This window comes from Streptomyces sp. 1222.5 (assembly GCF_900105245.1).
GTDB classification, from domain to species: domain Bacteria; phylum Actinomycetota; class Actinomycetes; order Streptomycetales; family Streptomycetaceae; genus Streptomyces; species Streptomyces albidocamelliae.
On sequence record NZ_FNSZ01000001.1, the window covers coordinates 8,566,130 to 8,587,647 of the forward strand.

Here is a 21,518-nt window from a genome sequence, read left to right on the forward strand (position 1 = left end):
GAGGGAACACGATGACCAACACCGACACGGACCGGCTGTGCCGGTCGATGGCACTGCGCGTGCACACCGGGGCCGACCCGCGCCGGCTCGGCCGCGCGCTGGCACACGCCGTGAGCGGTGCCCGGCTGTGGGTGGAGGACGTACAGGGCGGCGCGGACAGCGAGGTCGCCGCCCTGCACCGGGAACGCGAACTGTCCCGCTCCGCCGACCCGCACACCGGACCCGGTCTGCGCGTCGTCCTGCTGCGGTACACCGACCAGGTGGCCGACCTGGTCGTGGTCGCCCACCGCGCGGTCCTGGCGGACCCGTACGACCTGGCCCGGGCGGTGCTCGGCGAAGCGGCCCCGCCGGCCGCCGCGCCGGACGACACGGACGCGGCGGAGCACGGCGAGCGGCTGCGGGCGGCACTGAACGCCCTCGACCGGACGGCGCCCCCCGAGTGGGGACTCGGCACGGCCGGCGACCCGGCCACCGGCGAGCACGCCTTCACGGTGCCCGCCGACGGCGCCCTCGCCGCCGAGCTCACCCTGCGGGCCGCACTCGGCCTGGTGCTGGCACGCTGCACCGGACGCGACGAGGTGGTGCTCGGCGTGGACCCGGAGCACGCCCTCACCCTCAGCACCGCAGGGGAACCCACGGTCGGCCAGTACCTCGAACGTGTAAGGCGGGCCGTCCCGGCAGCCGGACCCGCCCCCGCCATCGGTCTGTTCACCACCGACGCCCCCGAGCCGCTCACCGGTGAGGGCGTCAAGGCCGAGACCACCGTCGTCCGGCCCTTCCTCGCACCCCCGCACCACCTGTCACTGCACCTCGCCGACGACGGTTCCACGGTCCTCGCCGGAATTTGCCACTACCGCCGCTCCGCCTTCGGCGCCGAGACGGTGCGCTGGCTCACCGGCATGCTCGCCACCGCCCACCGGTCCCTCGTCGCGGCCGACCCCGACACCCCTCTCGCGGGCCTCGACCTGCTCGACGCGCCGCAGCGGCACGCCCTGGCCCGGCTCGGCGGACTTCAGCCCCCGGCTCAGGTGCCCGACGAGCGAATCGAGCGGATCGAGCAGACCGTGAGCGGCTGGGCACGGCGCACCCCCGACGCGCCCGCCGTCACCTTCGGGGACCGCACCCTGACCTACCGGCAGCTCGACCAGGAGGCGGCCAGAGGCGCCGCCGGGCTGCGGCAGCTGGGCGTGCGCCCCGGCGACCGGGTCGGCGTCTGCCTCGACCGCTCCCTCGACCTCGTCGTAGTGCTGCTCGCCGTACTCAAGGCGGGTGCCGCCTACGTCCCGATGGACCCTGCCTATCCGGGCGAACGGCTCGCCTTCACCACCGAGGACGCGGCACTACGCCTGGTGGTCACCGAATCCGAGGCGTTCCCCCGCACCGACGACGTACGGCTCGTACCGCCCGCCGCCCTCACCGCCGACGGGGAACCGGACGAAGCCGCCGAGGCGCCGGCCGACGCCCCGGCCTACGTCATCTACACCTCTGGATCCACCGGCCGCCCCAAGGGCGTCGTCGTACCGCACCGCAACGTCGCCGCACTGCTCGCCGCCACCAAGGACGACTTCGGGCTCGGCACCGATGACGTGTGGACGCTCTTCCACTCCAGCGCGTTCGACTTCTCCGTGTGGGAGATCTGGGGCTGCCTGCTGACCGGCGGCCGGCTCGTCGTCGTACCGTACTGGGCGTCGCGGGACCCGGCACAGTTCGCCGCGCTGCTCGCCGCCGAGCGGGTCACCGTGCTCAGTCAGACCCCGAGTGCCTTCGCCCAGCTGATGCAGGTGGACCGGGACGAGCAGATCTCCGACTCCGTGCGCCTGGTCGTCTTCGGCGGCGAACCCCTGGACACCCGCCCCCTCAGGTTCTGGCAGGACCGCCATCCCGAGGAGGAGTGCCGGCTCGTCAACATGTTCGGCATCACCGAGACCACCGTGCACGTCACCGCACAGACCGTCACCCGCCACGAGGCGATCACCGGCTCCCGTTCCGTGGGCCGCCCCCTGCCCGGCTGGCACGTCTACGTCCTCGATCCCGAGGGCCGCGAACTGCCGCCCGGCGTCACCGGCGAGATCTACGTCGGCGGCCGCGGCGTGGCAGGCCGGTACCTCAACCGCCCCGAACTGACCGAGCAGCGGTTCCTGCCCGACCCGCACGCGCCCGGACTCATGTACCGCAGCGGCGACCGCGGCCGGCTGCTGCCCGACGGCCGGCTGGAACATCTCGGCCGACTCGACAACCAGGTGAAGCTGCGCGGCTTCCGCATAGAACTGGACGAGATCCGCAGCCGGTTGCTGGACGCGCCGGCGGTCGACGCGGCGGCCGTGGTGCTGCGCGAGGGCACCGACGGCGACACGGCGGGGGCCCGGCTGGACGGCTACGTCGTCTTCCGCGCCGACGGCGCCCTCACCGGCGACCTCCAGGATGTACGGCGGCACGCGGCCCGCTTCCTGCCGGACCACATGGTGCCGTCCACCCTCACCGCGCTGTCTGCGCTGCCGCTGACTCCCAACGGCAAGGTCGACACCGCCCGGCTGCCCCTGCCGCTCGCGGACCAGGACACCGCCGTGCCCGAGACAGCCGGTGACGACCTCGCCTCACGGCTGCGCGCGGTGTGGGAGAAGCTCTTCGGTTTCCGGGTCGGGCCCGACGACGACTTCTTCACCCTCGGGGGCAACTCCCTGCTCGGCGTACGGCTGTTGGCGGCGATGCGGGAACAGGGCCTGCCCACGTTCCCGCTGCCCCAGCTGTATCTGCACCGCACCGTGAGCGCCCTCACCGCGGTCCTCGAAGGGGCGGGAGCCCGCACATGACCCTGCTGCTGATCGGCGCCGGGTCCCAGGCCTACCGCGCCTACCTGCTGCGCTCCGTGGCCGAGGAGTACGACATCCATCTGCTCGCCGACCGGGAGCCGGCCTGGGAGACGCCGTACCTGAGCGGACACACGGTGGTGGACACCACGGACGTCGCGGCGATGCGGGAAGCGGCCCGCGCGCTTCCCTGCGAAGGTGTGCTGACCTGGGACGACACCCGGGTCGTGCAGACCGCCCGGCTGGCCGCCGCCCTCGGCCTGCCGGGCACCCCGCCCGCGGCGGCCCTGCGCTGCCGCGACAAACGGGCCACCCGCGAGGCCCTGGACCGTGCCGGGGTGCCGCAGGCCGAGTCGATCCTGGTGACGTCGCTGCCGCAGGCGCGCGCCGCCGCGGCCCGGGTCGGCTATCCGCTGGTGCTCAAACCCCGTGCGCTGAACGCCAGTACCGGCGTGGTGAAGGTCGGGTCGGCCGACGCGCTGGCCCGCTCCTTCCGCCTCGCACGAGCGGCCACCGCGCCCGGGGCGGTGGAGGTGACCCCCGGAGACGTCCTGGTGGAGGAATACCTGGACGGACCCGAGATCAGCGTGGACGCGGCCTGGCAAGAGGGCCGTATGACACCGGCGTTCGTCGCCCGCAAGGAATGCGGATTCGCGCCCTACTTCGAGGAGACCGGCCACCTGGTCGACGGCTGGGACCCATTGCTGTCGGACCCCCGCCTGCTGGAGGTGGTCCAGGCGGCGCACACCGCCGTGGGCTTCACCACGGGCTGGACCCACACCGAGCTGCGGCTCACCTCGCGCGGCCCCAGGATCGTCGAGATCAACGCCCGCATCGGCGGCGACCGCATCCCCGACATCGGCCGGCTCGCACTCGGCGTCGACGCCGCACGGACCGCCGCCCAGGTGGCCTGCGGGCGGCTACCGGAGCTGACGGCGCGAGACCGCCGGGTCGCTGCCGTGCGGTTCCTGTACCCGGAGGCGGACTGTATCGCGCGCGAAGTGCGGGTCGAGCCGGGCGCGCTGCCCGGCTCGGTGGACTCGGCGGAGGCGATCGCTCTGCCGGGCCAGGAGCTCAGACTGCCCCCGAACGGGCATGTGTCCGGCCGCTACGCGCTGATCACCGTGGCGGGGGAGAGCGCACAGCAGTGCCGTGCCGATCTCGACAAGGCGGCCGAAGCCGTCGCCCTGGAGGTACTGCGGACGTTGTGAGGTCCGGAGCGGGGCGCAGCGAGGTGGTCTGAACCGGCTGGTCGGCGACGGGTCCGGGCACAGGGCCCGACCCCGGGGCCCATGGCCGGCGGGGCTCACCGAGGCAGGCCGCAGCAGGACCGAAGACGGCGTCGGGCCCGCCACATGTGTGTCCCGGAAGCTCTGCCCGGCATCATCCGTTCGGCTGGGCGGTGGTCCAAAATGCCTGTGCGGTGCGGCCTTCGGTCTGCTCGGAGGTGGGGCTGTCGACGAAGCTGTACGGCGGCAGCGGGCCGTTGACCCGCAGGTCGAGGTGCGGATGCCGTTGGCGGAATTCCTGGATGCCGGCCAGGAACCGTTCCGCTGACCGGCGGTCCACCAGGAAGGAGAGATCGGCCGGCCGGCCGGTGCTCTGCGCTCCGGCGCTGACGTGCCCGGCCAGTGGTGCGGGCGCCTGGTGCAGCGGCTCCGCGTCGGTCACTTCGCGTTCTTGCACGGCGGCGGCGATCATCTGCCCGAGCCGCATCTTCTGCTCCTGCGTGCCGCCGCCGGCCTTCGTCATGGTTGGCCCTGACGTTGTACTCCGCCGTGCCGTCCAGCGCCCGCAGACGCTCGAGGAAGTGTCCGCCCGTTCGCCTGTTCGGCGAGGACCGCAGTCACTGTGTCGTCGTCCACGGAGACGCTGCCGAACCGCATCGGCAGTGCCGTGCCCTGCGCTGCGGCTTCGTCCAGCACACGCAGGTGGGCGAGCAGATCCCGGCGCTTGGGCCGCAGCTCCTCGGGTGCGTCACTGACGATCGCGGCGAGCTCGCCCTGACGCATGATGCGTACCGGCCGCGGGGGCCCCGATGCCTTCAAGATCTTGGCGGACGGGGGGAGTGGGAAGCGCGGATGTCCCCGTAGACATAGGTGCCCATGTCTCATTCCCCTCTCCTGCGCGCGGCCCGCTCGCCCTGGCGCTCCCGGCCCTCGTCACGTGCCTGATTGAAGGCATCGGAGATCGTATCGGCGGCGCCGGAGAGTGCTCCCTTGGTCTTGCCGCCGGCGCCGGACTCGGTGAGTTTTCCGGTGAGCTCGGTGAGGCCGGCCGGTTTGCGGGGCCCTGCTTCGAGGTCGAGACGGTTGCACGCCTCGGCGAAGCGGAGGTAGGTGTCGACACTGGCGACCACGACCCTGACGTCGATCTTGAGTATCTCGATGCCGACGAGGGACACCCGGACGAACGCGTCGATCACCAGGCCGCGGTCGAGAACGAGCTCCAGCACGTCATAGAGGCCGCTGGAGCCGCCCCCGCCGCCCTGCTGCGTCACCATGGTCATCGCGACCAACCCCTTGTCATCTGCCTCTGCGGGGTCCCGCCGACGGGCACCGTCGGCAGCAGCGCGTCGATCTCGCTGTCCCTCGCTGTGACGACGCTTACGGAGGCGAGTAGCCCCACCACCCATGATCAAACGCCGGTGCGAGATGGCCGAAGGCGGTCAGGCACAACGCGTGACAGGCCGCCTCGGGCCACGGTCCTTCCGGCGATCGATCACAGAGCGTGATCCCTCCGTCTCGCACCAGATCTGCCCGCTCGGGTCAGGGGGGAGACCGCATGCAGCACGTTGCGCCGCCGGCCCTGGCGGCACGCTCGAATCGGCGTCTAAAGCCCCAGCACCTCGCCGTACTTGATGGCCCCGTGGGGCAGCGCGAAGCCGAACGGGGTCAGCGACTTGCCCAGCGGGTACGTCTCGTCGGTGCTGCTCGGCACGAACCAGACGCCACCCGACCTGGGCTCACCGGCGTTCTCCCCGGGCGCGCTCACCGCGGTGTCCCACAGACCGTCGCGGTTGTAATCGCCGACGGCCACCTGGGCGCCGAAGCGGTCGCCGGCCTCCGCAGTGCCGGGCATGTTCGGGGTGCTCTGGCTGCGTGCCAGACCGCCGTAGAGGCCGTGCTCCGTGCCGTTCACGGTGACGTACCCGCCCGCGTCCTTGACGGTGCCCACGTCCTCGCCGGGCACGCCGACCACCAGTTCCGGACGGCCATCGCCGTTCAGGTCACCCGCGGCCAGCGCGGCGCCGAAGTCGTCGCCCTCCTCGGCGGCGCCGCCGACCTCAGGGTTCGACTGCGTGATGCATTCGCCACCAGTGCCGAAGCCTGCGGTCTTCGAGCCCTTGAGCAGGAGCACAGCACCACCGAGTCGGTCCTCGCAATGCGTAGTGTCCGCCTCGGGGTTGGGCTGTACGAGGCCGACCACGAGGTCGTCCGTGCCGTCCCGGTCGAAGTCGGCGGCGGCGAGCGAGCTTCCCCGGTCGGCGTCGGCGAACCACTGAGCCGGCTTGGCCTGGTGGTCCCACCGCGTGATGAAGGTGCCGGAGTCCTCCATGCCCTGCCAGGTGGCGGCGAGGTCGTCCCGACCGTCGCCGTCGAAGTCGCCGGTGACCAGGTCGCGAGTGGCGCCGCCCATGCTGTAGCGGCGCAGGGTGGTGGCGGTCACGCGGGCCGCGGTGAGCGGGCCCGGGCGGAACCGGAGCGAACCGCTCTCCTCGCCGTTCTCGCCGTACGCCAGGTCGGTGTCGCCATCGCCGTCGTAGTCGCCCGTGGCGACGGTGCGGCCGATGCTGCTGAACGCGCCCGCGCCCCTGGCCACGACGGTGCCCTTGACGTCCCACCCCGAGCCGTCCAGGACGGTGATGGTGCCCTCGTCCTTGCCCTGGTCGGAGGTGAGTGACTCCCCGCTCGCCCCGACGACGAGTTCGAAGACGCCGTCGCCGTCCACGTCGACGGGTGCCACGGAGGACCCGAAGCGGTCGCCCGCCTCGGGCGTGCCGGGTACGCCGGCCTCAGCCTGGCTGATGACGCCGGTGGACTGGCTCGGGCTCTGCGGGCCGCCATAGATCACGCTGATGTAGCCGGCCTTGGCCTTGCCGTCCACCGTGGCGTCGGGCATGCCGACGGCGATGTCCGTGTATCCGTCGCCGTTGAAGTCGAACCGCGGAGTCGCCGCGGCCGCGGCGCTCCCGGCGAGCGGCAGGGTCAGACCGGCAGCGGTGAGGGCCGCTGCGGCGGCGGTGGCGGCCAGGGTGCGTGCACGCACGGGGGAACTCCTGTAGTCGAAGGGGGCAATGAGGGCGAGGGTTCGCGGAGATGTGACTCCCGAGGTGTACGAAGGGTTGTGTGAAGGTGGTCGTACGTCCGCAGGATGGCCACCGGCTTCGATGGCTGCCGTGCCCAAGGGATCCCGTGGAGGGAAGCGGTGGCGACGACACGTGGCCGGAAACCTGAGCGCGTCCGCGGAACTGCGCTGGGGTATCGGGCACGACTGCCTCGCTGAAACACGCCCGAGCCACTCCTAGCGGCCTGGACCGGCGCTTGCCCCATCTGACAGTGCAAAGCCGAAGCGCCTGCTGGTCCGGACAGGGAGTGCTGTCGCGGCCATGACGCTTGCGCTCATGGCCGCGCCACTGGCGGAGACCGCGCACGCCTACAGCGCGACGTGGGGAACGCTGAGCTTCAACGGCGAGCCAGGTGAGCCCATTTCGGGAGGCCGGTCGTACGAGTACACATCCGGAGCGGTCCAGATGTTCGACGTCCAGGGCAGCACGGACGAGAACAGCCTCACCGTCGCCATGGACGCGGGGCAACGCACGCTCTGGCGTCTCAACATCGCCGCGCCCGATGGCGAGCAGCTGACGGAGGGCACCACCTACACCGGGACGAGACAATGGCCCGACGCCCAACCGGCGGATCCGGAGCTCACGTTCAGCGGGACCGATGGCGGAACCGAGAAATGGTGCAATACCAGCTCCGGCTCGTTCACCATCGAACACATCGCGTTCGGCCCCTACGGCTACGTCCACGAGCTTGACGCCACCTTCGAGCAGTACTGCAACGGATCAACGGTGCCTCTGCGCGGTGCGGTTCACGCGGTCATGCCCGAGCCTCCGGTCGTACTCGCCATGGGGATGAACGTCGGCACCGAAGGCCCGGTGGCCGTCCCGGAGGGCCGAATCACCGTCGGTGGCACCGTGAACTGCAACAAGCCCGCGTCCGTCTCTGTCGTCGGCCAGGTCTTTCAGATCCAGAAGAAGGGCACACCGAGCGCAACATACGAGACAACCGTGGCCTGCACCCCGGGCTCGCCCATCCCATGGTCTGTCAGCCTCACCGGCCAGGAGCCAGGCATCTCCTTCCAACCCGGCCCCGCGACCGTGCGCAGCAGGGCCCGGGCAAACGACGGGGACTGTCCGGTGAGCGCCGACACCGGACAGCAGGACTCGGCGGTCAGACTCTCCAAGTCCTGATTCCAGCGGCATCAGCTGACTGCACTGATACGAATCCCACCCCTTGACCCGCCCGCCGTGACACGCGTCCGGCGGGCGCGTCCTTCAAGACCGCCGGTCGGGTCTTCACCGACCGCTACATCGACGGCGAGCTGGAATACCCTCCGGCCGGGAAGACCGCAGCCTTGGTGGCCACGCTTCTTGAACGGTGGTGTGACATCACCGAGGACGAGGGCGACTCCTCTCCCTGGGCGACCGGCCCGTTGATCGACGAGGCCAGTGATCCCCTCATCTACCTCGCGATGCGCTGGAGCAGGGCCGAGGAAGCATCCGACTATGCGACAGCCGTGGCGGAGTCGATGGGCCTGGTCTGCTTCGACGTGCAGCAGGACGGGCTCAGGCCCTGAGCACACCCGCCAGGCACTCCACCGAGGCCGCGAAAGGTACGGCAGAATCTCGGTCAACTGCACGGGCAACGGCGGGGGTGGGAACATGGGACTCTTTGGCTCGCGAAACCGACATAAAGGCATACCGAATGAGCCGGCACTACTTGCTGCGGCTGCCGAGAATCCCGGAGGCAGTGTCGCCGAGATCGACCCGACGTACATCGACGACCCGAACGGCTACGTACCACCCGAAGCAATCCGCGGCGCATGGCTGGTGGACGACAGCGGCAAACTGACAGGTGAGTACCAGGAGAACCCTCGTCACGGAGTGCCCCAGGACGACTTCAGCAGGCTCACCGATCCCGACCACTGGCTCGGCTGGCTCGGCGATGACCCCGCGACCGCGGTCCGGAAGGGCATCGAAGAATCCTTGCGCGCACAAGTGGCAGACGCAGTGGTCGAGTGGGTCAAGATCCTCGAAACACCCCGGTATCTCACGGGCGGACGTCGACATCGTGAGGACGAATCTCTCATGCTGGTCACCCGCGCGGCACTCGCCGCACCGTTTGCGTTGTCCGTGCGCACAACGCAGCACGGGCGTTCCGTCCTCCTGGGAGTGTTCTCCTGGGCAGCGGTGAACCTCTCGGCGCCCGAAGCCCGAAAGGATCGGCACTGGTTCGACCTGGGCGTCGGGCTGGACTGGGCCGGCGAACGGCTTCAAGGGCGCATCTACGAGATCGACGGTGAGGACGGTGCTCCCGGTCGGTAGAACGGCAATGCCTCTGCGCTGAGGGCATTGCGGCCAGCACACACGCCGCAGCATGGGGTACGGGCGGGCATTGAAGGCCGCGGCCGCCATCCCCCCATGACGGACGCCTGCGCACCTGCGGGCGTACGCGCGGGGTGTCGACTCACCTTTCCCGTGCACGCATGCGGAGCGGGCATGGCGTCGCAGGACCGGCGGACGATCGACGGCATCCACCACGCGCTGCCGCCCAGCGCACTCAGGACTAGGATCAGAATGAGGCGCTCGCCACTCGGGGATGACGGGGTGTCAGTTGACGTTGTCACCCGCCAGACAGGGGTGGGTGCGGCCGAGACGCGTGGTGGGAGCAAGCCGTGGCTGGTCGAGGGCGGTCCGTGGGAGCGGATCGAACCGCTGCTGCCGGTGGTCGAGCGGCGCTTCCGGTAGCCGGGGCGTGGGCGGATCGATGAACGCCGGGTGCTGTGCGGGATCTTGTTCGTGCTGTACTCCGGCATCCCGTGGCGGCATCTGCCACAAGAGCTCGGCTTCGGCTCGGGGATGACCTGCTGGCGGCGGCTGCGGGACTGGAACGAGGCCGGGGTCTGGCAGCGTTTGTATGAGCTGCTGCTCGCCGAACTGCGGGCGGCCGGGATGCTGGACTTCTCCCGGGCCGCCGGCGACTCCTCGCATGTGCGCGCGATGAAGGGCGGGCTGGCCACCGGACGTTCCCCAGTGGACCGCCTGGCGAGATCGGCAGCAAGCACCACGTGATTGTCGAGGCGCACGGCATCCCTCTGGCGGTGACTCTGACCGGGGGAAACCGCAATGACGTCACCGGGCTGATCCCGCTGATCCAGGCCGTTCCGTCGATCCGTGGCAGGAGCGGCCAACCGCTGTGCCGCCCGAAGCGCGTCCACGCCGACCGCGGCTACGACCACGACGTTTACGGTGACCGGGTCCGCAGGTTCGAGATCACGCCGGTCATCGCCCGGCGCGGCACCGAACACGGCTCCGGTCTCGGGGTCTACCGCCTTCGTCACCTTGGGCTGCGCCGTCATCTGCTGGCCCCGGCTGAAGACCTCGTTCTGATCCCAGTCCTAGGGCTGGGTGTCGTTGTCGCCGCCGAAGTCGGGTGCGTCGGCGGACAGCAGGTGTTCGGCGGCGTGTTCGAGGGCCTTGGCCGTCTCAGTGGAGCGGGGGAGCATGGTCTTCTCGTAGGTGCGGATGGCGTCGTCGACGGTGGCGGCGTTCGTGAGGGCGAGGGCGAGTTCGCAGGCGTCGAGCATGGCGAGGTTGACGCCGACGCCGAGCGGGGGCATGAGGTGGGCGGCGTCGCCGAGCAGGGTCACCGTCGCGTTGTGGTCCCAGCTGTGCGGGACAGGGAGAGCGAGGATCGGGCGGTGGATGTAGGGGCCGTCGTTTTCGGTGATCATCTGGCGCATGCGGGGCGACCAGTGGGCGTACTCGTCGCGTAGCACGGCGCGGATGCCGTCGGTGTCCTCGGCGGTCAGCCCCTTGATGCCGATCCAGTCGGCCGGGACGCGTTGAATGATGTAGACGCGGATGTGGTTTCCGCTGTTGCGCTGGGCGAACAGGCCGCGTTCGCCGTCGGCTGCGTGGGCGCTGCCCGAACCGACCAGCTCGGCAATCTCGGGGTGTCGGTTCTCGACGTCGGAGAACCGTGCTTCCAGGAAGCTGACCCCGGTGTACTCGGGGACGGCGGGGGACACGGCAGGGCGTACCCGGGAGAAAGCGCCGTCGGCGCCGATGACCAGATCGGTCTCGATGCTAGTGCCGTCGGCGAAGTGCAATTGCCGCGGCCCGTCGGCGGGTCCGCTGATCGTGTCGAGGGCGCGGCCCCAGTGCACGGTTCCCGGCTGCACGGAGTCGAGCAGGAGGTTGCGCAGTTGGCCGCGGTCGATTTCCGGTTTGAAGAGCTCGTCGGGCGCCGGGACTTGATGGGACGTGATCGCGCCGGTCGGGTCCAGCTGGCGCATTTCCTGCCCTTCGGGACGGGCGAGGGCGAAGAACTCGTCGAGCAGGCCGGCTTCGCGCAGGGCGACCTGGCCGTTGTCGGCGTGCAGGTCCAGGGTGCCGCCCTGGTTGCGGGCGTCGGGGCCCGGGTCGCGATCGTAGACGGTGACCGCGATGCCGCGCTGCTGGAGGATGCGAGCGCAGGTCAGTCCGCCGGGTCCGGCACCGATGATGCTGATGCTGGCGTCGGCGGGCTCTGGGGAGTTCATGGTTGTTCCTTCCGGTCGGCGAACAGGAGTCATCGGGCGAACAGAGCGGGGCAGGGCATTCCGGCGTCGCCCTCGGTCATGGACGTGCCTCGAGCGCCCCCTGATGGACGGGACGGCGACGGGCAGGGCGGTGCAGACGATGACCATGCCGGTCAGGACGTGCCGCTCAGCTGCCAACAACCCCATAAAAACAGAACAAGCATAAAAGTGCAACGACTCTACTTAGTGAGGGGTTCGACTATCGGATACGCTCCAGTCATGACCGTGCCCCCCGTCAGCCGCCGCGACCGCAAGAAAGCGGCCACCCGGCAGGCGATCGCCGACGCCGCACTGCAGCTCTTTCTGGAACGTGGCTACGATCAAGTAGGCATCCGTGACATCGCCGACGCCGCCGACGTATCGACCGCCACGGTGTTCAAGCACTTCAGCGGCAAGGAAGCGCTGGTGTTCGACCAGGACCAGGACCGGGAGTCAGAGCTGATCGCCGCGGTGCGGGAGCGACCCTCCGGTCAGAGCATCCTCGACGCCCTCCGACAGCACGTCCTCGACACCTGGCCCTCGATCGAGGCACATCCTCAGGCGGCCGAGTTCACCCACCTGGTGGACTCCACGCCGGTGCTGCGCGCGTACGCCGAACGCATGTGGACGAGGTACACCGACAGCCTCAGCGCAGCCATCGCCGACGAGGTCGGTGTGGACCACGACGACCTCGCATGTGTGGCTCTTGCTCGATTCGTACTCGACATCCCGGCCCTCGCTCGCGGTCGGCAGGACCGCCGAGCCGCCGTCGAGGCAATCTTCGACATCCTCACACACGGCTGGGAACCGCCCGGCAAGCCGTCTGCGCCGTAGCCCCCACCACGCGTTGCGGCCAGCAGCCACCCCTCGGCCCGGCAATGAGAACTGACATCCCCTCATTCCCGAGCAGGGAGCACCTCATTGGTCGTGACGGGGACCAGAAGCGGCTGGACGACCGCAGGATTCTGAGCGGGATCGTGTGCACGTTCCGTACGGGACGGCCCGGCCGGAGGTGCCTCTGTGTTACGGGTCGTGAGCCGCGCCGCCCACGCGTTTCCGCACGTGGGCGGCGGACGGTACGGGGCGAAAGCGGAGGGTGACATCGAGTGGCTGGTGCCGGTCGGCTCCACCGTCGATGGCGCCATGGGGTCGCGTACGCGGCGGGACCGCCGGCGACCCGTTCTGCGGGAGGGTGGGAGCGCCCCGTCGCGTTCCCTGTTCCGCAGCAGCTGGAGGCCCTGGGGGAGGTGTCGCCTCCTGGCAGACCATGGGGGAGCTTCATCATGAACGCGCATCGTGCCCGTCGTACCGCCCGTTCCGCCGCTCTGGCCGCCGCCACCGCCGCGCTCGCGCTGGGCCTGACCGCCTGCGGCGGCGCCGACCACGGCTCGAAGGCGGCGGGCGGCGACGACGCCGCTGGTACCGCGCAGAGCCGGTCCGCGCTTCACGGAGGCGGCACGGGCAGCGCGGAGCAGGCCGGCAGCCGCGGCGCCACCAAGCAGGGGGCGCGCGCGTAGTCGAAGAGGTTCACCGCGCTGTACACCTTGCCTCCGGGCAGGAGCGTGATGCGCTTGTCGCCGCCCGGGTTGTCCTTCTTCGAGTGCGGCAGTGCGGGGCCGTCGACGTCGTCGCCGAGCTTCATGGCCGGGTACGAGGTGACCCACCAGGGCTTGGTGCCCTCGTTCGACGCGGTGACCAGCAGGTGGTCGCCCGGCTGTCCGGCGAACCGGTGCACCGCGGTGACCAGCATCTCGTCTCCTCGGCACTGCTGGGCGCCGACCGTCGTGCTCTTGCTCACGATCCGAACCACCACACGGCGCAGTCGTTCGCCGTCGCGCTGCGTGGCTCGGACGGCCGCACCGGCCCCTTCTGCTCCGTCGACACCAAGGGTCAGAAGCCGCAGTTCAGCTGGAATGAGCCCGACGTGCTGAACTGGAACACCGAGAAGCCGTACGACTTCTGACGGCTGGTCGGCCGGTGATGCGACACCCTCTCCAGCACATCGACTGACTGCGCATAAACGGAGACACAGCACTGCCCGCATGGCTTCCGTACCGATGGATGGGCAGTGCTGTGACTCGCATGGTCCGGCCCGTGGTCGAGGGTCCAGCAGCGGCGATGGTCGGCGCACCGGTGCCGCCGCCTGGCGCGACTCAGCTCGACGGGCTGTCGGAGCAGGAGCACCTGTCACGTTTCTGGGGGATCCTCGGCGCCGCTGTGGCGTACGGACGATCGGACTCGCCGTCCGTTCGTGTAGCGCCGCAGCGGCGCCGGGCGGGCCGTGGGTCGAGACCGCAACGAAGATCACGGGACGAAGGACCGACGCCCGCGACTTGAATTCCCGTGACACCCTCCGCGCCCCCGACGGCACCGGCGTGCGGATCGACAAGGTCACGCACTGGAAGGCACCTCAGGAGTCGCCGGACCGGGTCTCACCGGTGGGGAGACGCGGCGCTGGTGGGGCGGGGCGTCCTCTCGTCCATGGCCTGATGTGACAGATCCTGGTCATTGCGGCCATGTCCAGCCGGGCGGAATGATCAGGTCATGCCCCCACCGCACCGCGTTGTGATCGTCGCCTTCCCCGGGACCGAGCTACTGGATGTCACCGGCCCGGCCGAGGTGTTCTCCGTCGCCTCCCGGGTCGCTGAAGCCGACGGGGCCGCCTACCTCGTGCAGATCGCGACGGCCGACGGCGGCCCGGTGGTCACGTCCAGCGGCGTCCGGTTGATGGCTGATCTGACCCTCGACGACGTGGCCGGTCCGGTGGACACCCTGCTGGTGGCGGGGGCGATCGAGTTGGCCGACGACGGCGGTGTGGAGCCGGTGACAGACCGCGCGGTCACGCACTGGCTTCGCCACGGGGCTTTCCGGGCCCGGCGGATCGGATCGATCTGCGCGGGAGCGCACCTGCTGGCCGCCGCCGGGCTGCTGGAGGGCCGGCCGGCCACGACGCACTGGCTCACCGCGGCGAGACTGGCCGCCGAGCACCCCGGTGTGCGGGTCGACCCCGATCCGATCTTCATCCGGGACGGGCAGGTGTGGACATGCGCCGGCGTCACCTCCGGAATGGACATGGCGCTGGCCATGGTCGCCGAGGACCACGGCCAGGACCTAGCGCTCGCGACCGCCCGAATGATGGTGATGTACGTCAAACGCTCCGGCGGCCAGAGCCAGTTCAGCGTGCCACTGTCCGTCCAGAACTCAGAGGACGACCGGATCGACGAACTGCGGATGTGGATCGCCGAACACCTCACCGACGACCTCTCCCTCGAAGCGCTGGCGGCGCGCACGCATCTGAGCGTGCGCCACTTCAGCCGGCTGTTCCAGCAGCGGACCTCGACGACACCGGCCGCATACGTGGAAGCGGTCAGGTTGGAGGCCGCCCGCCGACTGCTGGAGGACAGCGACCGGAGCCTGCCGGAGGTCGCCGCCGCCAGCGGCCTCGGCTCCGTGGAGACGCTGCACCGCGTCTTCCGACGGCGGCTGGGCACCACCCCAGCCGAGTACCGCCGCCGCTTCTGATCCACCCCCACACCACCCACCTGCCGGCCGGGGCCTCGTCAGCGCACCGGCCGAGCTTCACCATGCCCGTACGGCAGGGCATCGACCAGCCCACTTCGGAGGAAAGCCATGTCCCGCACGAAGGTCGTCCCCATCCCGGTCATGGGCCGCCACAACATCAACGCCTACCTGCTGCTCGGCCGCAGGCCCGTCATCGTCGACGCCGGCACCCCCGGCAGCGGTCGGAAGATCCTGGACCAGATCACCGCTCACGGCGTCGATCCCGCCGACGTCACGCTGATCGTCATCACCCACGGCCACATCGACCACTTCGGCTCCGCGGCCGAACTGCACCGGCTCACCGGCGCACCCGTCGCCGGACATGTCGCCGACCTCGGGCCGTACCGCTCCGGCCGGGCCCGCGAACCGTACCTGCCCACCGGCCCGATGGGCCGCCTCATGGCACGCAACCGGAAGCTCCACGTTCGGGCCGAGCCCGTCGACCCCGCCGTGCTCATCCGCGGCGAGACGGATCTGGAGGACTTCGGGCTCGCAGCGCGCATCATGCCCACCCCCGGCCACACCGCCGGATCGGTCTCCGTCCTCACCGACGACGGAGACCTCGTCGCCGGTGACCTGATCGCAGGCTCCTTCATGGGCCTCATCCCCGGCAGGCCCGCCAACCCGCCCTTCCACGACGACCCCCGGCAGAACCTCGCCAGCCTCCACGAGATGCTCGCCCTCAACCCCATCAGCCTGCACGTCGGCCACGGCACCCCGCTCGACCCCGGCCGGGTCCGGCGGTGGGCCGAGAAAGAACTCGGCCGCCTCGCACGACTCGACGCCGCAGAACGCCTCCCTACCCGCGGCGAGTAACGCCCCCATGGCGTCCCCGCACTCGAACGGGCCCCCGGCGGCCGACAGCCGCGCGAGCCGCCTGTGGCGCGCCCACACAGAGAGGGGAGAGGCGGAGGTCGTGCCGGTCGTCAGCCTCGGGCGTGAGGGTCCATGTCCGGGCTCCGTCGCCCTGGCATCAGTCGATGTGATGCACACCACATATTTGTGGTGTGCATTTCAGACAACCATCTCCGGCCATGGCTGGTCGTCAATGCGTACTCTTTCAGCCACTCACGTTCATGAGGTTCGCATGAAGCTTCGCCGGTCTCTGGCTCTCGCCGCCGCGACAGCCGCTCTGGCTCCGGCTGTCCTGTTGACGGCCTCGGCCGCCTATGCCGCGGACGACGACACCGCTTCCCCGGCCGTCAGTGAGACGGCTCCCACGGAAGAGCAGTCCACGCCCGCCGCCGAGGACACCACCCCGGCTGCCGAGGACACCACTGCGGCCGGCGAGGAGACGACTCCCGCCTCCGAGGACACCCCGCCGACGGCCGACGAGAACCTTCCCGCTGCCGCGCAGTCCTCGTCCAGCGCACCCGCATCCGCATCCGCGTCCGCTTCCGTGTCCGCCACTCCCTCGGCGTCCGCGTCGGGTGGCCCGTTCGAGTGCAACGAGGGCGAGGACAAGGTCCAGATCGACAAGGATCTGCACACCGGTCTCTCCGGCCTGCCGTCGAAGATCGTCGCGGGCAGCGGCTTCCACGCATTCCAGCTGAACGTGAACAACACCGGTGGTCGGGCCTACCAGCGCGTCGACCTGGGCGTGTTCGCCGCCCAGATGAACGAGAAGGACTACTTCATCGACACCAGCCACCTCACGCTGCAGTACAAGGACCCGTCCTCGGGCCACTGGGTCGGCATCTCCCTGGACGAGAACGACGAGGGCGCCGGCTACCTCGGCTACACCGACGTGAAGGCTCACGAGTCCTTCTCCATCGACATGCGCCTGGCCGTCGACGTCAAAGCGCCGGCCGGCCTGGGCTACGCCATCAGCATCGGTATGTACGCCGATGACGAGGGCAACTGCGTCTTCTCCGGTGACGACAGCTTCTACGAGTTCGACATCCTCAAGGCCGGCGCGACGCCCGGTGACCCCGGTGACGCCAAGCCGCAGGGCGGCAAGAAGCCACTGCCCAAGCACCAGCCTTCCGGCAACACCAAGATCGAGCCCCAGGGACACCTCGCCCAGACCGGCTCCAGCTCTGTACTGCCCGTGATCGCTCTGGCCGGAGGCGCCGCCGTCGTCCTCGGAGGGGGTGCGGTGTTCGCGGTGCGCCGACGCAAGTCCGCAGACCAGGGCGCCGTAGCCTGACATGGAGTGGCTCACCGGCTGAACGCGTAGGCTGTGTTCGCCGCCAACAGGCCGCGCGGACTCGGCGCTGTGCTGTGTCTGCGTGGAGGCTTGTTACTCACCGTTGGGTGAACACCTCCGCGGTGGTGGGATGGCGGGTCCTGGCGGCTGGTTGCCCCAGGCCCGTGATCCCGCGGCGGTCGAGCCTGATGGATCGTCAACTGCGCGCACTGGCCGCATAGATGGTCGTCGCAAGTGTGTGTCATGGAGATCGCCGGGCGTTTCACGTCCACGTCCACACCGGCATCGGCTGGGGCCCGCACTGGTGTGTTCCAGAATCGGCGTGTGGCGCCGGCCGGTGAGCCGCCTTCCACTGGGCCTTGGCGCGCACTCGCGCCGACGTCCGGCTTCCCGCGCTGCATGGGGTGAACGGCTTCCGCCCGGACGAGTGTCGCCTATCGACGCGCTGGTCAGGAGTGCCTGCTGGTTGCGGGGTGCTGAACCCATCAGTCGGTGGGACGCCGCCGAGCCGGCCGCGGTGGGGGAGGGGCTGGCAGGGCGATGGTGGCGAGACGCGGGTGACCGCTCAGGACAGCTGCCCGCTCTCGAACGCCTGCCGGAAGGCCAGGTCCAGTCCTAAGTGCTCACCGATGGTCTGGAGCGTCTTGCGCTGGACCTCGAACGGCGACAGTGCCTGGTCGTCGCAGAGCAGGTCATTGGGAGCCGCAAGGGCCCCTCGCCTCTCTACTGGCGCTGGGCCGGCTCGAGACACCATCTGGCCGACGGGCACGTGGAGTTGACCGAGGTCAAGCGACTCGACTTCGGCCCTGTAGCCACAGGCAGGTGATTTCGTCCGGTCGACCCTGTGTGCCTGAGCGGCACAGTTGACCGTGGCGCGTTGCGTTTCGCCGTGATGTTCCCCAACGCGCTCTGCTTCGCCCCCAAGGGGCGGCCACCCCGCGCACTCACCGTGGTCAGAGCCTCAGCGCCATACGCCCAGGTGGTTTGACCGGTGCACCCCCCGATCGACCTCATGCCCGCCGTATCTTCGGAGCGTAGTCGGATGACTACTTTGAGTGAGAGGAGACAGGGATGCGTCCGATGTCCATTGGTCGACCGGTGGCCCTCGCCTCGACCGCCCTGCTGCTGGCCAGTGTGGTGAGTGCCGGATCGGCTCAGGCCCAGTCCGCTGCTCAGGCACAGTATCCCGGGGGGCTCGTCACCTACTCGATCGAGTTCTCCAATCCCCAGGAGAAGGACGACAACGATCTTCCCGAGCCTTACGGCAAGGTCTACGTGACCGATGACGGCCTCCGGCAGACCACCCTGTGGGAGCACCCGGACCTGGACATCAACACCCCCACCGTCCCGCGCTACCCCGAGGCCGGCTTCACGCACCGCTACGCCGATCACCTCATCACCGAGGTATGCGCCTTCGTGGGCGAGGACGACACCGGCATCAACGCCGACGACGTCCTGGCCCAGGGCTGCGAGCCCTTCCACGGCCCCGGCGCGTACAACATCCCCGGTCCGGACGGTGACGTGACCATCACCATCTACCACATCGGCTGACCCCCTCGCCGTATGGTGCCCTGCCGCCTCGTGGGGCAGGGCACCATGCAGTGGCAGCCTGCAACACGTGGTGCGCAGTGGACAGCGGGGGCGGCAATCGTGCCCATGGCCGGCGGGGCCGCTTGCCATGGGCATCCCTCCGGTATGAGGCCGGCCGGCCTCGCAGGGCGTTCTCAGAGAGCGTCGGCCTTTTTGCAGATGCCGCAGGCGTTCACGCGGCCCTGTGAGCGGTAAGGAGGGCATCAGTTCGGGGCTGGTACTCGGTGATCGCGGCCTCGATGTCATCGGGCTGCGCGGCGAGATCCTGGCCGAGTTCGGCGCCGTCGGGGACTTCGGCGATGGTGCGCGGGCTGACGTCCAGGCGCTGGGCGGGTGCGGGGCGGGCCATTCGGCGCGTGCCAAGTCGGCCGGCACGGGAGGCTTCGGTGACCTCGGTCAGGCCGGGTGCGCCGGTACGCGGCGGGTGGGGAGGAGGATGCCGAGGACGGCGTCGACGGTGGTGTGGGCGATGCCCCGGGCCGTCTGGCCTTGTGGCGGGGTGCGGAGCAGGCGGCTGACCGGGGTTACGGACAAGCCGGCTCGGTCGGCGATGTCCTTCCCGGACATGACCTGTTCGCGCAGACGGACGGCCCACCGGGCGGCGGGATAGGGCGGAAGGCGTGCGGTAGGACCGCGCAGACGGTCCAGGTTGCGCTGGCGGCGGCCCCGGACGGCTGCCATGCGGCACTCGGCGCGGGTGCAGCTGTGGTCGGCGAATCGATGTCTGGGCGTGACGGAGGGCCAACTGCCGCAGCTGACGCTGCCGCGCCGTCGGCACGGCGATGGAAGCGGGCTGCTCTGCGATGAGTGGCAGGGCGATTCCTGCTGCGAGTTCGACTGGCCCACGCTACGCGCCCCCATGGACACAGCAATCCTGCTGCTCACCGCGATTGGTGTGCATGGCGCGCGGCGCCCGCGCATATGCCCCGTTCCCCGCGGAAGTAACTCGCATCTTGTGGGCTTGTCAGTCAGAGGTAGGGGCATCTGGTGGCCAGGAGGTTGATAACGATGGTTCCCCTGCTTCTGGTTCTTCTGCTGGCTCTGATCCTGTTCGGTGCGGGTTTCGCATTGAAGGCGCTGTGGTGGATCGCGGTGATCGTGCTCGTCGTGTGGCTGCTGGGCTTCGTCGTCCGTTCCGCGGACAGTGGCGGCCGTAAGGGCCGCTGGTACCGCTGGTAGGCGACGGACACATCCGGCGCGAGGAACGCGTCACGCGCGAGCAGTGATTGGGGCCCGGCCGGACACGGCCGGGCCCCCGCTCGCGTAACAGGACTCTCTGGGGTATGTGTGTGATGCACCGGCCGCCTCACCCGTGGCGGCCGCATCCGCAGAGACGATGAACGGCTCATCCAGCACTCCGAGACACTGATCACCTGGGCCGCGATCACCCGCATGACCCGCCGCCTCACTACCACCGCCCCTGGCAGGTCCTGAACAGGAAAAACATCTCCGGCGCCACCTGAGCCAGAGCGACAATCTCTCGAGGCCTCATCGGGCCCTGGTCCCGCAGGCGCCACGTCGCGGCGCCGCCTGGACCTGGCCGGCGGCGCCGGCGGCCATCCGGTACCAGCGCTGGCCACGCCGCCGGCCTACGCGAGGTCCTTCCGCATCAATGTGCACATGGTCTCGTAGCGGCGCAATGTTCCACCGGGGGCCTGCTCGTGCCATGAGTCCGGCTGACGGTCGTACGCGACATATCCCAGTCGTTCGTACAGGGCACGTGCCCGGGGGTTGCTCTCCTCTACGGCCAGCTCGGCATGCCGCAGACCTCGCTTCCTGATCCTTAGTTCTGCGGCTTCGACAAGGAAGGTGCCGATTCCGCACGATTGCAGCGCGGGGTGGACTGCCAGCTGCCACAACGTGCCGACACCCTCCTTGACTTGGTAGTCGACGCCGCCCTTCGCCAGAGGGATGTCGGTTGCAGCGCAGACCGCGAGGTAGTCGACCTCACCGATCAGGGCGCGTTCCAACTGCTCGGCGACGTTGGCCAGGTGGTGGTACGAACCTGCCCACCCGCACGAGGCCAGGTCCGCATGCACGAAGTCACGGGCTGACAGCTTCAACACAACGTTGATCACCTTCGGCACCTCCGGCGAGCCAGCATGCACGCCGATCGCATGAGTGACAAAACTGTTTCTCCAGCCCGCGCTCCGGGCCGCCGAGGCCGCCGCCCTCAGCTCGGATCGGCCGGTACGAGACGATGGTGCGAACCACAAGGATGTTTCGCGTGAGGAGAGTTGGCATGGCGGGCGAGTTGTGGGTGTCGGCCCTCTCGCTCGGGGGTGTGGTGCTCGGCGGTGTGCTGCCGACGAGGACGGCTGGATGACTAGGACACAGGCCGTCATGACCAAGCTCCGGACGGCAGATCGTGGTGCCGCCCTCCTCTGTGACGCGGCCCTCGAGGCCCCTGCCCGCGCCTACGGACGTGCTCTCGACCAAGCGGTCTGGCGAGGGATCGGTGACCTGGCAGTCAACGAGCACCTGGAAGAGCACAAGAACGCCTTCATGATCGCCGCCCGGGCGAGCCTCGCCCGCACGTGACGTGCACCGTGTGGCGGCCTTCC

Annotated in this window: 21 protein-coding genes and 3 pseudogenes; 16 read left to right on the top strand and 8 right to left on the bottom strand. The window is 69.9% G+C overall.

Features of this window, described 5'->3' with window-relative positions:
- The first annotated feature begins 11 nt into the window (after window positions 1–11).
- Both BLW57_RS39030 and BLW57_RS39035 read left to right on the top strand, forming a co-directional pair.
- On the top strand, window positions 12–2,810 hold the full coding sequence (locus BLW57_RS39030; RefSeq protein WP_093480348.1) for a non-ribosomal peptide synthetase: 2,799 nt from the start codon (window positions 12–14) through the stop codon (window positions 2,808–2,810).
- Window positions 2,807–4,018: an ATP-grasp domain-containing protein gene (locus BLW57_RS39035; RefSeq protein WP_093480349.1), complete on the top strand. Its 1,212-nt coding sequence runs from the start codon at window positions 2,807–2,809 to the stop codon at window positions 4,016–4,018. Before BLW57_RS39030 ends, BLW57_RS39035 begins: the two co-directional genes overlap by 4 nt.
- A 172-nt stretch (window positions 4,019–4,190) precedes the next feature.
- On the opposite strand, the pseudogene BLW57_RS39040 reads toward BLW57_RS39035, so the two are convergent.
- From BLW57_RS39040 to BLW57_RS39050, 3 genes and pseudogenes are all read right to left on the bottom strand, one after another.
- Window positions 4,191–4,914, bottom strand: a pseudogene (locus BLW57_RS39040) (GvpL/GvpF family gas vesicle protein).
- Between the two features lie 3 nt (window positions 4,915–4,917).
- The gene (locus BLW57_RS39045) at window positions 4,918–5,316 is read right to left on the bottom strand and encodes a gas vesicle structural protein GvpA (protein ID WP_093480350.1); all 399 of its coding nucleotides are present in this window, start codon (window positions 5,314–5,316) and stop codon (window positions 4,918–4,920) included.
- Window positions 5,317–5,639: 323 nt separating this feature from the next.
- Window positions 5,640–7,076, bottom strand: coding sequence for an FG-GAP repeat protein (locus tag BLW57_RS39050; RefSeq protein WP_093480351.1), 1,437 nt, complete (start codon window positions 7,074–7,076; stop codon window positions 5,640–5,642).
- A 340-nt stretch (window positions 7,077–7,416) separates the two neighbouring features.
- Here BLW57_RS39050 and BLW57_RS39055 point away from each other — a divergent pair, with 340 nt between their 5' ends.
- The 4 genes and pseudogenes from BLW57_RS39055 to BLW57_RS39070 all read left to right on the top strand — a co-directional run.
- Window positions 7,417–8,283, top strand: a complete 867-nt coding sequence (locus tag BLW57_RS39055; RefSeq protein WP_093480352.1) for a hypothetical protein — start codon at window positions 7,417–7,419, stop codon at window positions 8,281–8,283.
- Between the two features lie 167 nt (window positions 8,284–8,450).
- Window positions 8,451–8,669, top strand: a complete 219-nt coding sequence (locus BLW57_RS39060) for a hypothetical protein (RefSeq protein WP_256339763.1) — start codon at window positions 8,451–8,453, stop codon at window positions 8,667–8,669.
- Between the two features lie 85 nt (window positions 8,670–8,754).
- On the top strand, window positions 8,755–9,417 hold the full coding sequence (locus BLW57_RS39065) for a hypothetical protein (RefSeq protein WP_093480353.1): 663 nt from the start codon (window positions 8,755–8,757) through the stop codon (window positions 9,415–9,417).
- Window positions 9,418–9,771: 354 nt separating this feature from the next.
- Window positions 9,772–10,424 (top strand): annotated as a pseudogene (locus BLW57_RS39070) (IS5 family transposase); the annotation flags it as partial.
- A gap of 66 nt (window positions 10,425–10,490) precedes the next feature.
- On the opposite strand, the gene BLW57_RS39075 reads toward BLW57_RS39070, so the two are convergent.
- Window positions 10,491–11,636: an FAD-dependent oxidoreductase gene (locus tag BLW57_RS39075; protein WP_093480354.1), complete on the bottom strand. Its 1,146-nt coding sequence runs from the start codon at window positions 11,634–11,636 to the stop codon at window positions 10,491–10,493.
- A 258-nt stretch (window positions 11,637–11,894) separates the two neighbouring features.
- Between BLW57_RS39075 and BLW57_RS39080 the strand changes: the two genes are divergently transcribed.
- Both BLW57_RS39080 and BLW57_RS39085 read left to right on the top strand, forming a co-directional pair.
- Complete coding sequence (locus BLW57_RS39080) at window positions 11,895–12,488, top strand: TetR/AcrR family transcriptional regulator (RefSeq protein ID WP_093480355.1); 594 nt, start codon at window positions 11,895–11,897, stop codon at window positions 12,486–12,488.
- A gap of 449 nt (window positions 12,489–12,937) precedes the next feature.
- Window positions 12,938–13,171 (top strand): hypothetical protein, encoded by a 234-nt coding sequence (locus BLW57_RS39085; protein WP_256339764.1) that lies wholly within the window; start codon window positions 12,938–12,940, stop codon window positions 13,169–13,171.
- On the opposite strand, the gene BLW57_RS39090 is transcribed toward BLW57_RS39085, so the two are convergent.
- Window positions 13,099–13,404: a DUF4232 domain-containing protein gene (locus BLW57_RS39090; protein WP_256339765.1), complete on the bottom strand. Its 306-nt coding sequence runs from the start codon at window positions 13,402–13,404 to the stop codon at window positions 13,099–13,101. The two genes, BLW57_RS39085 and BLW57_RS39090, sit on opposite strands and share 73 nt — an antisense overlap.
- On the opposite strand from BLW57_RS39090, the gene BLW57_RS42790 reads away from it, so the two are divergent.
- From BLW57_RS42790 to BLW57_RS39115, 5 genes are all read left to right on the top strand, one after another.
- Entirely contained in the window at window positions 13,384–13,617 is a 234-nt protein-coding gene (locus BLW57_RS42790; RefSeq protein WP_256339766.1) for a hypothetical protein, read from the top strand. The genes BLW57_RS39090 and BLW57_RS42790 overlap by 21 nt on opposite strands.
- 581 nt (window positions 13,618–14,198) lie before the next feature.
- Window positions 14,199–15,176 carry a GlxA family transcriptional regulator gene (locus BLW57_RS39095; RefSeq protein ID WP_093480356.1) on the top strand — a complete coding sequence of 326 codons (978 nt, stop codon included), beginning with the start codon at window positions 14,199–14,201 and terminating at the stop codon, window positions 15,174–15,176.
- A 108-nt stretch (window positions 15,177–15,284) separates the two neighbouring features.
- Window positions 15,285–16,031, top strand: coding sequence for an MBL fold metallo-hydrolase (locus BLW57_RS39100; protein ID WP_093480357.1), 747 nt, complete (start codon window positions 15,285–15,287; stop codon window positions 16,029–16,031).
- A 271-nt stretch (window positions 16,032–16,302) separates the two neighbouring features.
- Window positions 16,303–17,364 (top strand): LAETG motif-containing sortase-dependent surface protein, encoded by a 1,062-nt coding sequence (locus tag BLW57_RS39105; protein ID WP_093480358.1) that lies wholly within the window; start codon window positions 16,303–16,305, stop codon window positions 17,362–17,364.
- 1,080 nt (window positions 17,365–18,444) lie between these two features.
- The gene (locus tag BLW57_RS39115) at window positions 18,445–18,915 is read left to right on the top strand and encodes a hypothetical protein (protein WP_143051657.1); all 471 of its coding nucleotides are present in this window, start codon (window positions 18,445–18,447) and stop codon (window positions 18,913–18,915) included.
- Between the two features lie 211 nt (window positions 18,916–19,126).
- Here BLW57_RS39115 and BLW57_RS41715 read toward each other — a convergent pair whose 3' ends face one another.
- On the bottom strand, window positions 19,127–19,303 hold the full coding sequence (locus tag BLW57_RS41715) for a hypothetical protein (RefSeq protein ID WP_176985886.1): 177 nt from the start codon (window positions 19,301–19,303) through the stop codon (window positions 19,127–19,129).
- A gap of 47 nt (window positions 19,304–19,350) precedes the next feature.
- Window positions 19,351–19,635 carry a hypothetical protein gene (locus BLW57_RS39120; protein WP_093480361.1) on the bottom strand — a complete coding sequence of 95 codons (285 nt, stop codon included), beginning with the start codon at window positions 19,633–19,635 and terminating at the stop codon, window positions 19,351–19,353.
- A gap of 327 nt (window positions 19,636–19,962) precedes the next feature.
- Between BLW57_RS39120 and BLW57_RS39125 the strand changes: the two genes are divergently transcribed.
- Both BLW57_RS39125 and BLW57_RS43220 read left to right on the top strand, forming a co-directional pair.
- Complete coding sequence (locus BLW57_RS39125; protein WP_059247750.1) at window positions 19,963–20,133, top strand: DUF5670 family protein; 171 nt, start codon at window positions 19,963–19,965, stop codon at window positions 20,131–20,133.
- Window positions 20,134–20,274: 141 nt separating this feature from the next.
- Window positions 20,275–20,376, top strand: a pseudogene (locus BLW57_RS43220) (IS5/IS1182 family transposase); the annotation flags it as partial.
- Between the two features lie 167 nt (window positions 20,377–20,543).
- Here BLW57_RS43220 and BLW57_RS39130 read toward each other — a convergent pair.
- The gene (locus BLW57_RS39130) at window positions 20,544–21,032 is read right to left on the bottom strand and encodes a GNAT family N-acetyltransferase (RefSeq protein ID WP_093480362.1); all 489 of its coding nucleotides are present in this window, start codon (window positions 21,030–21,032) and stop codon (window positions 20,544–20,546) included.
- 244 nt (window positions 21,033–21,276) lie between these two features.
- Here BLW57_RS39130 and BLW57_RS39135 point away from each other — a divergent pair, with 244 nt between their 5' ends.
- Window positions 21,277–21,495, top strand: coding sequence for a hypothetical protein (locus BLW57_RS39135; protein ID WP_093480363.1), 219 nt, complete (start codon window positions 21,277–21,279; stop codon window positions 21,493–21,495).
- The last annotated feature ends 23 nt before the right edge of the window (window positions 21,496–21,518 follow it).

What these genes read in the sequence shown, in the direction of transcription:
- BLW57_RS39030 (WP_093480348.1), top strand. Translation starts at nt 12, where the DNA reads ATGACCAACACCGACACGGACCGGCTGTGCCGGTCGATGGCACTGCGC.
- BLW57_RS39035 (WP_093480349.1), top strand. Translation starts at nt 2,807, where the DNA reads ATGACCCTGCTGCTGATCGGCGCCGGGTCCCAGGCCTACCGCGCCTAC.
- BLW57_RS39045 (WP_093480350.1), bottom strand. Translation starts at nt 5,316, where the DNA reads ATGACCATGGTGACGCAGCAGGGCGGCGGGGGCGGCTCCAGCGGCCTC.
- BLW57_RS39055 (WP_093480352.1), top strand. Translation starts at nt 7,417, where the DNA reads ATGACGCTTGCGCTCATGGCCGCGCCACTGGCGGAGACCGCGCACGCC.
- BLW57_RS39065 (WP_093480353.1), top strand. Translation starts at nt 8,755, where the DNA reads ATGGGACTCTTTGGCTCGCGAAACCGACATAAAGGCATACCGAATGAG.
- BLW57_RS39075 (WP_093480354.1), bottom strand. Translation starts at nt 11,636, where the DNA reads ATGAACTCCCCAGAGCCCGCCGACGCCAGCATCAGCATCATCGGTGCC.
- BLW57_RS39080 (WP_093480355.1), top strand. Translation starts at nt 11,895, where the DNA reads ATGACCGTGCCCCCCGTCAGCCGCCGCGACCGCAAGAAAGCGGCCACC.
- BLW57_RS39085 (WP_256339764.1), top strand. Translation starts at nt 12,938, where the DNA reads ATGAACGCGCATCGTGCCCGTCGTACCGCCCGTTCCGCCGCTCTGGCC.
- BLW57_RS39090 (WP_256339765.1), bottom strand. Translation starts at nt 13,404, where the DNA reads ATGCTGGTCACCGCGGTGCACCGGTTCGCCGGACAGCCGGGCGACCAC.
- BLW57_RS39095 (WP_093480356.1), top strand. Translation starts at nt 14,199, where the DNA reads ATGCCCCCACCGCACCGCGTTGTGATCGTCGCCTTCCCCGGGACCGAG.
- BLW57_RS39100 (WP_093480357.1), top strand. Translation starts at nt 15,285, where the DNA reads ATGTCCCGCACGAAGGTCGTCCCCATCCCGGTCATGGGCCGCCACAAC.
- BLW57_RS39105 (WP_093480358.1), top strand. Translation starts at nt 16,303, where the DNA reads ATGAAGCTTCGCCGGTCTCTGGCTCTCGCCGCCGCGACAGCCGCTCTG.
- BLW57_RS39115 (WP_143051657.1), top strand. Translation starts at nt 18,445, where the DNA reads ATGTCCATTGGTCGACCGGTGGCCCTCGCCTCGACCGCCCTGCTGCTG.
- BLW57_RS41715 (WP_176985886.1), bottom strand. Translation starts at nt 19,303, where the DNA reads ATGGCCCGCCCCGCACCCGCCCAGCGCCTGGACGTCAGCCCGCGCACC.
- BLW57_RS39120 (WP_093480361.1), bottom strand. Translation starts at nt 19,635, where the DNA reads ATGGCAGCCGTCCGGGGCCGCCGCCAGCGCAACCTGGACCGTCTGCGC.
- BLW57_RS39125 (WP_059247750.1), top strand. Translation starts at nt 19,963, where the DNA reads ATGGTTCCCCTGCTTCTGGTTCTTCTGCTGGCTCTGATCCTGTTCGGT.
- BLW57_RS39135 (WP_093480363.1), top strand. Translation starts at nt 21,277, where the DNA reads ATGACTAGGACACAGGCCGTCATGACCAAGCTCCGGACGGCAGATCGT.